Annotated in this window: 7 protein-coding genes; 6 read left to right on the top strand and 1 reads right to left on the bottom strand. The window is 33.8% G+C overall.

Features of this window, described 5'->3' with window-relative positions; genetic code table 11:
- Positions 1-73 precede the first annotated feature (73 nt).
- Complete coding sequence (locus tag LBV24_RS12905; protein WP_224479072.1) at positions 74-526, top strand: Hsp20/alpha crystallin family protein; 453 nt, start codon at positions 74-76, stop codon at positions 524-526.
- A 65-nt stretch (positions 527-591) separates the two neighbouring features.
- On the top strand, positions 592-1,035 hold the full coding sequence (locus LBV24_RS12910) for a hypothetical protein (protein WP_224479073.1): 444 nt from the start codon (positions 592-594) through the stop codon (positions 1,033-1,035).
- A 31-nt stretch (positions 1,036-1,066) separates the two neighbouring features.
- Here LBV24_RS12910 and LBV24_RS12915 read toward each other — a convergent pair whose 3' ends face one another.
- Entirely contained in the window at positions 1,067-1,798 is a 732-nt protein-coding gene (locus tag LBV24_RS12915; RefSeq protein ID WP_224479074.1) for a VIT1/CCC1 transporter family protein, read from the bottom strand.
- 252 nt (positions 1,799-2,050) lie between these two features.
- Between LBV24_RS12915 and LBV24_RS12920 the strand changes: the two genes are divergently transcribed.
- The 4 genes from LBV24_RS12920 (at position 2,051) to LBV24_RS12935 (ending at position 11,609) form a co-directional block, all read left to right on the top strand.
- Positions 2,051-4,855, top strand: a complete 2,805-nt coding sequence (locus LBV24_RS12920) for a helix-turn-helix and ligand-binding sensor domain-containing protein (RefSeq protein ID WP_224479075.1) — start codon at positions 2,051-2,053, stop codon at positions 4,853-4,855.
- 236 nt (positions 4,856-5,091) lie between these two features.
- Positions 5,092-8,193: a SusC/RagA family TonB-linked outer membrane protein gene (locus LBV24_RS12925; protein ID WP_224479076.1), complete on the top strand. Its 3,102-nt coding sequence runs from the start codon at positions 5,092-5,094 to the stop codon at positions 8,191-8,193.
- 6 nt (positions 8,194-8,199) lie between these two features.
- Positions 8,200-9,711, top strand: coding sequence for a RagB/SusD family nutrient uptake outer membrane protein (locus LBV24_RS12930; protein WP_224479077.1), 1,512 nt, complete (start codon positions 8,200-8,202; stop codon positions 9,709-9,711).
- 29 nt (positions 9,712-9,740) lie between these two features.
- The gene (locus LBV24_RS12935) at positions 9,741-11,609 is read left to right on the top strand and encodes a hypothetical protein (protein ID WP_224479078.1); all 1,869 of its coding nucleotides are present in this window, start codon (positions 9,741-9,743) and stop codon (positions 11,607-11,609) included.
- Positions 11,610-11,741: the final 132 nt, after the last annotated feature.

An 11,741-nucleotide genomic window follows, 5' to 3' on the forward strand; every position in this document is an offset into this window, starting at 1 on the left:
AAAATCATTTTAGGAATCAGGTTTGATTTTTAAATTTCAGTTAGAATCATGTTTAACAAATAAAATAAAAGCTATGTCATTAATTAAATTTAACAATCGAAACCGATTATTCCCATGGAATAATACACAGCTAAAAGATTTTTTTAGCTCTGATGATTTCTTTTTTAACGATAACTTTTTTGAAGAAGATTCTTTAATGCCGGCGATGAATGTAAAAGAGTTGGAAGGTGAGTTTGAAGTTGAGTTTGCAGCACCTGGATTTAAAAAGTCTGATTTTGAAGTTACATTAGAAGATAACATCCTTAATGTATCTGCGAAAAAGGAAATAGAAAAAGAAGAAGAAAAAGAAGACTACATGCGCAGGGAATTTAGCTATAATGCATTTAAGCGCGCATTAAGACTGCCTGAAACTGTTGATAATATGGCAGATATCAAGGCAACTTATAACGAAGGTATATTAAAATTAAATCTTCTTAAAAAAGAACCATCAAAAGAAACACCTAAAAAAGTAATAGAGGTTATTTAAAAATCAAGGATTTGAGCAGAGTGCATTTTTAGGTGTTGCACTCTGCTTTTTTATACCATTATACCATGAAAACAATACACACAAAAGCAAAACATACAGAGTGGCTTAGTGCTGAGGATATGCACGATGCTTCTAAAATATGGATTTCAGAATTGAGTTTTTTTAAGGAGGAACAACTTTTCTTAGAAGACCTAATTAAATCGTATACTCTAAATTTAATTGACAACAATCATTTTGAAGAAAGTAAAAAAGTAATTGATAAACTCTCCATAGTGGTTAAGAATACACAAGTTTTATTGAATGCTGTTAATTCTCACGAAAATGGATTATCAATTATGGTTGATGGAATTGATCAGTTAGAAGAAGAGGCCACATATAGAAAAGAACACAGAAATTTAATTGAGCTGATAGGTGAATTTAAAAAGCGTTACCAAAAGATTAAGATGAGGCTTTTCACATTAATAAAACTTGTAATGAAGGAAAGCAAACAAAAAAGACTTTTGAAATAATGCCATTTCTGTTTTTTATTAGTTCGGCCATTTAAGAACCTACTATGATTGCCTCTAAAATGTCACCTACATAATAGGCAACGGTTGCGGCTATTGCACCAAGTATAAGCGTCTCAAACACACCTTTAATTTTACTGGTGTTGGTAATGTGTGTTTTTAAAAATCCTATTAAAATAAAAGCCATAGAAGTTAAAATGCTTGTCCAAAGAAATAGATGACCAGGGAATTCCCAAATTAAATCCCATACATATACTGTTAAGGGAATAATACCGACCAAAACAAATGCCAAATAAGTGGATAATCCAATTTTAAATGGTGTTTTACTTAATTGGATCATGTCTATATTACTTTTTTTGAAATTTTTCATCCAGGTCTTCTTCTCTGTTACGATTTCCTCAACCATGCTTTCAATTGATTCTCCAGCAAAGCCATTTTTAAGAAGAATTTTTTTGATTTTGTTTTTACCGTATTTGAGTTGATTCTGAGATGTTCTGCTATTTGTGTTTTCAATATTATTTTGGCTGTCCTTTACTGATTTGGCAGATAAATAAGCGCCTACGGACATCGCGAACCCATCTGCGAGTAAATTTGCAAAACCAAGTATGATTATTACTGAATTACTCAGACCCGCACCAACTGCACCAGAAACAACCGCAAATGTTGTAACGGCACCATCAATACCTCCATAAACAATCTCTCCAAGATATATTTGAAATGGATAAAGCCAATTAGTTGGTTCTATTATTGATTTTTGTTTTTTCACACCATATAAGATAAGATTAAAATTAGACAACAGACATATGATAACCTATGATAATAATCATTCTTTATATTTCATTTTATGCAATTAAAAATGGTCGTATTAAAATACATTCCCTTATAATAAATAATAAAAAAGTATCATAAATTAAATAGATTACCACTACAAATATTCTAAAAACCCTTATAATTGCTTATATTTAAACCTTAACAAACCAAAACACAAATGTTGTGGTAGTTTCTATGGATTATTCAAATGGTCATTCTTAGAAAAATACTTTGTTTATCTTTTGTTTTACTTGTTACCTTCCTTCAGTCTCAAGAAATTCCTCCAATAAATATTTTTACACCACAAGATTATGGAGCTGAAGATCAGAATTGGTCAATCACACAGAATGACAAAAACTTTATTTATGTAGCTAATAATGTTGGTCTGTTAGAATACAATGGTGCTTCTTGGCAGATGTATAAATCACCAAATGATATGATTCTCAGAACTGTAAAAAGTGTTGGAGATCTTATTTACACAGGTGGATATATGGATTTTGGTTATTGGCAAAGAAATGAATTTGGAGAGTTGTTGTATTCATCCTTAGTCAAGGAAATAGGATTTGATATACTGGAAGATGAGGAGATTTGGGGAATTATTGCTGTAGAAGATTTTGTTCTTTTTCAGTCTTTTGAAAGAATATATATCTACAGTACAAAGGATAAATCTTTTAGAATTATAAATTCTGACAATAGAATCAATAAAATCTTCGTAGTAAATGGTATAGTCTTTTTTCAAAAGCGAGGAGAGGGATTATTTAAATTAGAGAATGGTAAGGAATCTAAATTTTTAGACTCTGAAGATATTAATGGTGTTGAAATAATTAATATGTTCAGTTTTGAAGATGACTTATTGCTTATAACCAAGGAAAGAGGTTTTTATAAGGTTAAGGATGAGAATCTCGAAAAATGGTCCATTAATGCTGACAACTTAATATTAAATGAAAGTATTTATAGTGGTATTAGGCTTAAAGACGGCAGTTTTGTTTTGGGCACAATTTCCAACGGTATAATTAATATTGATGCCAACGGAAATTTATTATTTTCTATTAACCAAGAAATTGGCTTGAGTAATAATACTGTTCTATCAATTAATGAGGATTCCAGCGGTAATGTATGGCTTGGATTGGATAATGGTATTAACGTAATTAATTTGAATTCACCATACCGAGTTTTTCAGGACAAGTTGGGTATTTTGGGTACTGTTTATGTTTCAAGAAAAATTGGAAATACACTCTATCTAGGTACAAATCAAGGCCTATTTTATAAAGAACTCAATACAAATGACGGTTTTACTTTCATTAAAGGAACAAACGGTCAGGTTTGGAGCTTAAAAGTTATAGACGGCACACTTTTTTGCGGTCATGATAAAGGGACTTTTATTATAGTAGATAATCGTTCAACCCTAATTTCGGACGAAATGGGGACTTGGAATATCAAACAGATTGAGAATAATCCAAATTTGATAATTACCGGTAATTATAAGGGTCTTCATATTTTAGAAAAGACAAGTACAGGATGGAGAAAAAGAAATAAAATTCAAGGTTTTGATATATCAAGTAGATATTTAGAATTTGCATCACCTACAGAGATTTTGGTTAGCCATGAGTACAAAGGCATATATAGGTTAATTCTTGATGAAGAATACAGGAATGTGATTAAATCATCACAATTTTCAAAATTTATGGGATCCAAGTCTGGTATTGCACAATACGACAATGATATTTTGTATTGCAATCAAGATGGAGTTTTTAAATATGACAAAGTTGGTTCAACTTTTAATAGAGACAGTTTGTTTAGCTCTGTTTTGAGTGGTGATAAATATCTTTCCGGAAAACTAATTTATAATCGCGATGATAAGAGACTTTGGGGTTTTCCTAAGAATGAGATTGTTTATATCGAACCTGGAAAACTTTCTTCGATTCCCGAAATAGAAGCAGTGCCTATTCCTAGTGAAATTAGAAAGGGCAAACCTGGCTACGATAATCTGCTGTATTTGGATAATAAAAGATATTTAATTGGGACAACTGTTGGGTATTTAGTTATAGATTTAGCCAAATTTAAAAATGAAGAGAAAGAGATATTCCTTAATGGTGTAACGTATAACTCAAACCATAATGAATCTGTATCATTAGCAACTAATGTTGCTTCAAACTTAAAACCTAGAGAGAATAACTTACACTTTAAATATAGTGTAGCAAGTTATAACGCATTATCAACGAATAAGTATCAATATAGGTTATTGGGTAGGTATGATCAATGGAGTGAATGGTCTTCTAGCCCAGAGGTTGTATTTGAGAATCTTCCTCATGGTGAGTACACTTTTGAAGCTAGAGCAATAACAGATGGAGTAACCTCTAAGAATAAAATCAGTTATAATTTTTCCATTGAAAAGCCATGGTATATTAAACCATTAGCACTAATTATTTATGCACTTTTAGCTATAGTGTCTATATACCTTATTCATTATCTCAATAAGAGATATTACAAAAAGCAAAAAGAGACTTTACTTAGGAAAAAGGCACAAGAACTTGAACTAGAGCAATTAGAAAACCAAAGGCAATTAATTCAATTTAAGAATAAGAATCTTCAATTGGATATTGAAAATAAGAACAGGGAATTGGGCATGGCGACAATGAACCTTGTTAAACGTAATGAATTGCTTAATAACATTAAAGAAGAATTGACTAGAGCCAATTCTATTGATGAAATTAAAAGTGTAATAAAGGTTATTAACTCAAGTTTAAACAGCACTGGAGACTGGAAACTCTTTGAAGAAGCTTTTAATAATGTTGATAAAGACTTTATGAAGAGAATTAAAATATTACATCCCGCAATTACACCAAATGATTTAAGACTATGTGCCTATTTAAGATTGAACTTGTCATCTAAAGAAATAGCACCACTATTAAATATATCTCACAAAAGTGTAGAGGTAAAGCGTTATCGTTTACGTAAAAAAATGGGCTTAGAACACGATCAAAGCCTTTCTAATTACATTATTGAATTGTAGCTCGCCTATACATTGATAAAAATTACCTATACATTAACTATACATTAGTGTTAAAACAAGGATTTTAAGGGATTTATGTTAATTAATTACTAAATTAATGAATCCTTATTTTATGGGCTAAATATTGAATTTACAGTAAAAATAGGCCTAAAATTTTGCCTTGTATACTTATTGTATAGCCAATAATTAATGATTTTTTAACAACTTGTTTTAAGTTGCAGTAAATCAAAATAACTATGCGCAATCAATTTTTAACTTTAATTGTTATGCTAATGACAGGTTTAATCGCTGGACAAAACATTAGTATTTCAGGAACAGTTACAGAAGCCTCCTCAGGCCAACCCTTACCAGGAGTAAATGTTATTATCAAAAACACCGCAAAAGGTGCTTCTACCGATTTTGACGGAAAATTTACTCTCGATGATGTTCCTCTAAACTCCATTATCGTTATTTCTTACATCGGGTATCAAACTCAAGAAATTACGGTGGTAAATGAACAACCGTTAACAATTCAACTTCAAGAAGATGCTGAGGCATTAAGTGAAGTTGTAGTTATTGGTTATGGGACACAAAAAAAGAAAGAAGTCACAGGTGCAGTTAGTGTACTAGACTCCAAAGCAATAGAAAAGCTTAATCCAGTGAGGGTTGAGCAAGCAATACAAGGTCAAGTAGCAGGTGTCAATATTACATCGAATTCTGGTTCTCCAGGTAGTGGTCTCAATATTCGAATTAGAGGTATTACTACAAATGGTAATAATGCACCATTAATTTTGGTAGATGGAAATAGAATAACTGATTTGTCTGTTTTAAATCCAAATGATATTAAAACAATAAACGTATTAAAGGATGCTACTGCAGGTATATATGGTGTACAAGCAGCAAACGGTGTTATATTAATTACTACTAAATCTGGTAGAACTAATTCGGAATTAAAATTTCAATTAGATACCTACTCGGGCTTTCAGGTAACCAGTAAAAAAATGGACTTGTTAAACTCCAGAGATTTTGCAATTTATGTTAATGACGCTGCGGATGATACGGAGTTTTTTGTTTATCCGAGTAGCGGTACAGATTGGCAAGATGAAGTTTTTGAAGCTGCGCCAATTTCAGATATCAGTTTAAATGTTAGTGGTGGAACTGAGAAATCGGCATTTTCAGCTGGTGTTTCTTATTTAAATCAAGATGGTATTGTTGGTGGAGATAAGAATAAATATGAAAGATTGACTGGAAGAATAAATTTTCAATATGACATTTTAGATAATTTGAAATTAACGGCTAATACTTTATTAACTAAGTCGGAAAAAAATAACCTAGCAGAAGGTGGCATAGGGGCAGTATTATATAATGCTGTTAATATAAATCCAACAATGCCTGTTCGAGACGAAAATGGTGTTTTTGCATTGGCAAATGATATCACACAAATTGAGATTATTAATCCAGTTGCTCAAATAGCAGATACCTATAATACAAGTAAGGTAGAGCGATACAGTGGTGTGTTAGGATTAGACTACACATTTTGGGAAAACTTTACTGTTACTTCAAGATTTCAAGGAAACCATGCCAACGTTCGTGATGATATTTTTAGACCAGAAGTATATTATGGTGGTGGTAAATCAGCAAATACGGTTAGCTCATTAGCAGCATTAGAAGATGAAATTGTTTTCAATGAAGTTGTTGATTTTGGTTCTGATTTCACTGATTTTACTTGGGATAATTTAATAACATATACCAACACTTTCGATGATAAACACGATTTAACAGTTTTATTAGGAACGTCCTTATATAGAACAAAAGGTCGTTTTTATGGTGATGTTGGTCGTACTGAGATGGGAACAAATGAGCCTGGGCAATCAATTTATGATGATGGAATGGAAAGACAACCACGTTTTACAGAAGCACAATTAGAAAATGGTGCTGATTGGTTTGATTCGCGTCTTTCTTCGCTTTTTACCAGAATACAGTACAGTTATAAAGGTAAATATTTACTTTCTGCAGTGATAAGAAGAGACGTGTCCTCACAATTTTCTTCGCAAGATAATAACAACGTAGGGTACTTCCCATCTGGATCTATAGGTTGGAATATTTCTGATGAAGACTTTATGCAAGAAGTTAACTGGATTAATAGTTTAAAATTAAGAGCAAGTTATGGTGTAATAGGAAATGACCGTATACCTAATTTTGCCTTCGTTACTAGATTAGACGGTCAAGCTACAATTGATGTTGGTTCTGACGATCTATTATTCGGATTAGCACCAGGTAGACCAGGTAATCCAGATTTAAAATGGGAAGAGCAGGAAACAGCAAATGTTGGTTTAGACTTACGTTTTTGGGATAATAAAATTAATATAACTGCTGATGCCTACAGAAAACAAACAAAGGATTTATTATTAACTCCTCAAGCTTCAGGTATTACTGGTGTTGGTGCACCTGCTACAGGACCTTCAGTAGTTAATGCAGGTACAGTTCGTAATACAGGATTGGAGTTTGCAATAGGATATAGCGAAAACTTTTCAGATGATTTCAACTTTAATTTGAATTTCAATTTTACAACTATAGACAATGAGGTAATTTCTCTTAACGGAAGAACAACTCCTGTAGGTGGTGAATACGGTGTAGGAATAAACCAAACCGGAATTACTAGAATGGTACCAGGTCTTCCACTTGGTCATTATTATGGTTACGAAACTGATGGTATTTACCAAACACAAGCTCAAATAGACGCATTAAATGCTTCTGCACCTTCTGGTACATATAGTACAATTGGAGATGTAGCACCTGGTGATTTAATATTTGTTGATACAAATGGTGATGGCGAAATCACAGCAGAAGACAGAACCAATATAGGTGATCCGATACCTGATGTTACTTTTGGTCTAAATATTGGTTTTTCTTACAAAAACATAGATTTTAGTGCTAATGCCTTTGCATCAATTGGCAATGATATGATTAGAGACTATGAGCGTAAAGATTTATACGCTAATAGAGGTACTTATATGTTAGAAAGATGGCAAGGTACAGGTACAAGTAATTCTGTGCCAAGAGCTGTTTCTGGTGCAAATGTAAATACTGATGTATTTAATGATTTTCATGTTGAAGACGCATCATTTTTGCGTTTACAAAATGTACAAATTGGTTATACATTTGGAGAGAAATTGGTTAACTCATTAGGAGTGAACAGTTTCAGAGTATATGTGTCAGGTAATAATTTATTTACAATATCTGATTATTTTGGGTTTGACCCATCTGCAAATACAGGTGCTCCTCTTGGAGGTGGAATTGATAAAGGGTTCTACCCAGTTGCTGCATCTTATCTTTTAGGAATTAATTTAAACTTTTAATTTGTTATGAAAAGAACGTTAATAATTTTATTTGGTCTCACTTTATTCTATGTCGTAGGATGTAGTGATGACTTTGTTGAAGTAGAACCGGATGGTTTCAATGACACTGATTTTTTTAATAATCAGCAAGAATATGAAAGTGCTTTGATTGGTGCATATGATATGCTACAGTCTACATTTTGGAATGTCCTTACTGGTATTGTAGCCTCACCTGATTATGCTGCGGGAGGTGATGCATTTAATTACGACCAGGCTACATTGCAAAACATTAATTTAATGATCCATACGCCTGCTGATGAAAATCAGTTGAGAAGCATTTGGGGCCTTATGTATGCTGGGATAAATAGAGCTAATTTTATTTTAGAATTTGAGGATAAAACTGATTTTTCTGGAAAAGAAGAGATTATTGCTGAGACTTATTTTTTAAGAGCATATTACACTTTTGAACTAGTAAAATACTTTGGTAATGTGCCACTTAAACTTGAAGAGCGCAACGGTGTAATGAGAATTGCAAATGAGCGTATTTTTCCGGAAGAAGAGTTTGGTTTAGAAAGGGTGGCAGATATTGCGACTGCATATAGTTTAATTGAAGAAGACTTAAAAGAAGCTATTCCTAATTTACCAGTTACTCAAGATTTTCCATATGAGGCAACTAAGAGTGCTGCTCAAGCACTATTAGGCAAAGTATATTTATATCATGGTACATTTGATCAATCTAAATTCGCTGATGCTGCATCCGAGTTAAACGAAGTTATTTCTAGTAACCAATATTCATTAACAACAGGTGATAATTATATGATGCTTTTTGAAGGTGAAGGAGAGAACAGTTCTGAAGCTGTTTTTGAAATTCAGTATACTGGTATAGAAGCTGCAGGTTGGGGATGTATAGAATGTAGTCAAGGAACTTATTTTCCACAATTCTGTGGTCCTCGTTCTCCATATAATAATTCAGAGTTTTCTTCAGGTTGGGGCTTTTGTTTACCATCACTAGAATTATATGACTTATTTGAAGATGGTGATGCTAGGCGCGATGTAACATTTTTTGACTTAAGAGATGATCAAGATAGTTATTCTCAAAGTAGAGATGATACTGGCTTATTCAACAGAAAGTATATGCCACGCAAGGCTGCGGACGGAGTCGGTGCTGATCCCTTAAATTATTCCCAAAATTACAGGTCAATAAGATATGCGGATGTTTTATTGATGGCTGCAGAGGCTGAAGCGCAAAGTGGAGGTGCTAATGCTGAAAATTATTTAAATGAAGTAAGAGCAAGAGCTTATGGAGATAATAGTCATGACTTTGATACTTCTGAAGGTACGCTTTTAGAGGCGATTTATACAGAAAGAAGAAAAGAATTAGGAGGTGAAGGACATGGATTCTTTGATTTAGTTAGAACAGGAAGAGCCGCTTCTACAATTGAAGGGTTTACACCAAATAAAAATGAAGTATTTCCAATACCTTTAATTGAACTTCAATTAGCCAATGCAGAAGAGCGTTGGGGAAATCCAGGATATTAAAAATAGTAAAATAATAAAATAGATTAAAAATGAAAATATTAAAAAAAGGAGCTTTTAAAATCTTAGCATTGTTGCTTTTAGTGAGTACACCATATGCTTGTGAAGATGACGATGATTTAAATATTATTGCAGGCCTGGATTTTACCATTGCAACATTAAATGCAGAAGGTAATGAAACAGGAGTTGTAGCAACAACTATTCCACCAGATGGAAGAATGTTGTTCACCGTAGATTTCGGAAATCCAGATGATGAAGCCGATGTATTCCAAACAAGTGGTCCAATGGTGACTTATGAATATCCATTAGAAACGGCTACTTATACAATTACTGTAACTGCATCTTTACCAGGAAGAGACGATGTTTCAATTACCAAGGAACATACGGTTATTTATGTTACAGAACCAGAGCCAACTCCAGACTCACCAATAGCTGGTACATGGAGATTAGCACCTCAAGCTGGTGCATTTGGAGTAGGTCCTGGATTAAATGATACATCTTGGTTTTCAAGTTCTGCAGATGACGTAACAACACGAGCATGTTTATTTGATGATGAATATGTTCTTGGATCAGATGGTTCTTTTATGAATGTTTTAGGTGCAGACACATGGTTAGAGGCATGGCAGGGCGTAGATCCTGAAGCTTGTGGTGCTCCAGTTGCACCTCATGATGGATCAGCGAGTGCTACATATACTTATAACGCAGCGATGGGTACATTAACAATTAACGGTACAGGTGCATTCATGGGTCTAGCAAAAGTTATAAATGGCGCAGAATTGGCAGCACCTGGTGACGCACCAGAGTCAATTACATATGTGGCAGAAATATCTGCTGATGGTAACACTTTAGATTTGGATATCCAAGTAGCTGGAGATGGATGGTGGTCATTCACTTTCCAAAAAGATGCTCCACCTGAGCCATCAGCATTGGATGGGACTTGGAGATTCGCACCAGAAGCAGGTGCATTTGGAGTAGGTCCAGGATTAAATGATGTATCGTGGTTTTCAAGTTCGGAAGAAGATATAACAACGCGAGCATGTTTATTTGATGATGAATACGTATTTAATTCAGATGGTACCTTCCAAAATGTATTAGGTTCTGATACTTGGTTAGAAGGATGGCAAGGTGTAACACCAGATGCTTGTGGAGCACCAATATTCCCGCATGATGGTTCAGCTACAGCAACATATTCTTATGATGAAGCAGCAGGCACTGTAACTATAAATGGTCAAGGAGCATTTTTAGGATTAGCAAAAGTATTCAATGGTGGAGAATTAGCCTCTCCAGCTGCTGCACCTGATTCTATCGAATATTTGATTGAATTATCAGACGATGGTAATACAATGGAATTAGATATAGCAGTCGAAGGTGATGGCTGGTGGTCTTTTAAACTAGTGAAAGATGCCGCCCCAGCCAATCCATTGGTAGGGTCTTGGGTGTTTGCACCTCAAGCAGGGGCATTTGGAGTAGGGCCTGGATTTAACGATGTGTCTTGGTTCTCAAGTTCAGAAGAAGATGTGACAACTAGAGCGTGTTTATTTGATGACGAATATGTATTTAATGCAGATGGTAGCTTCCAAAATGTATTAGGTTCTGATACTTGGTTAGAAGGATGGCAAGGTGTAACACCAGATGCTTGTGGAGCACCTGTATTCCCTCATGACGGCTCAAATGCCGCAACATATACTTATGATGAAGGTGCAGGTACTGTAACTATAAATGGTCAAGGAGCTTTCTTAGGGTTAGCTAAAGTTTTCAACGGAGGTGAATTAGGTTCGCCAGGAGCAGCAGTAGATTCTATCGAATACATAGTAGAGTTAACTGACGGTGGCAATACAATGGAATTGGATATTGCAGTAGAAGGTGATGGCTGGTGGTCATTCACACTTGTAAAACAATAATTATTTAGTTTAATAGTCAAAGATAAGGTCAATACCTTTATAAGTATTGACCTTATCGATTAAGTTCGAGACTTCGGATGAATGATTATTAAAATCAAATAATTAGGTATAATTTAATTACCTAACTAATCA

Source organism: Winogradskyella vincentii, from assembly GCF_020166345.1.
Lineage (GTDB): Bacteria > Bacteroidota > Bacteroidia > Flavobacteriales > Flavobacteriaceae > Winogradskyella > Winogradskyella vincentii.

Excerpts from the sequence above, each read along its gene's own strand:
- LBV24_RS12905 (WP_224479072.1), top strand. The coding sequence starts at position 74 with ATGTCATTAATTAAATTTAACAATCGAAACCGATTATTCCCATGGAAT.
- LBV24_RS12920 (WP_224479075.1), top strand. The coding sequence starts at position 2,051 with ATGGTCATTCTTAGAAAAATACTTTGTTTATCTTTTGTTTTACTTGTT.
- LBV24_RS12910 (WP_224479073.1), top strand. The coding sequence starts at position 592 with ATGAAAACAATACACACAAAAGCAAAACATACAGAGTGGCTTAGTGCT.
- LBV24_RS12925 (WP_224479076.1), top strand. The coding sequence starts at position 5,092 with ATGCGCAATCAATTTTTAACTTTAATTGTTATGCTAATGACAGGTTTA.
- LBV24_RS12935 (WP_224479078.1), top strand. The coding sequence starts at position 9,741 with ATGAAAATATTAAAAAAAGGAGCTTTTAAAATCTTAGCATTGTTGCTT.
- LBV24_RS12930 (WP_224479077.1), top strand. The coding sequence starts at position 8,200 with ATGAAAAGAACGTTAATAATTTTATTTGGTCTCACTTTATTCTATGTC.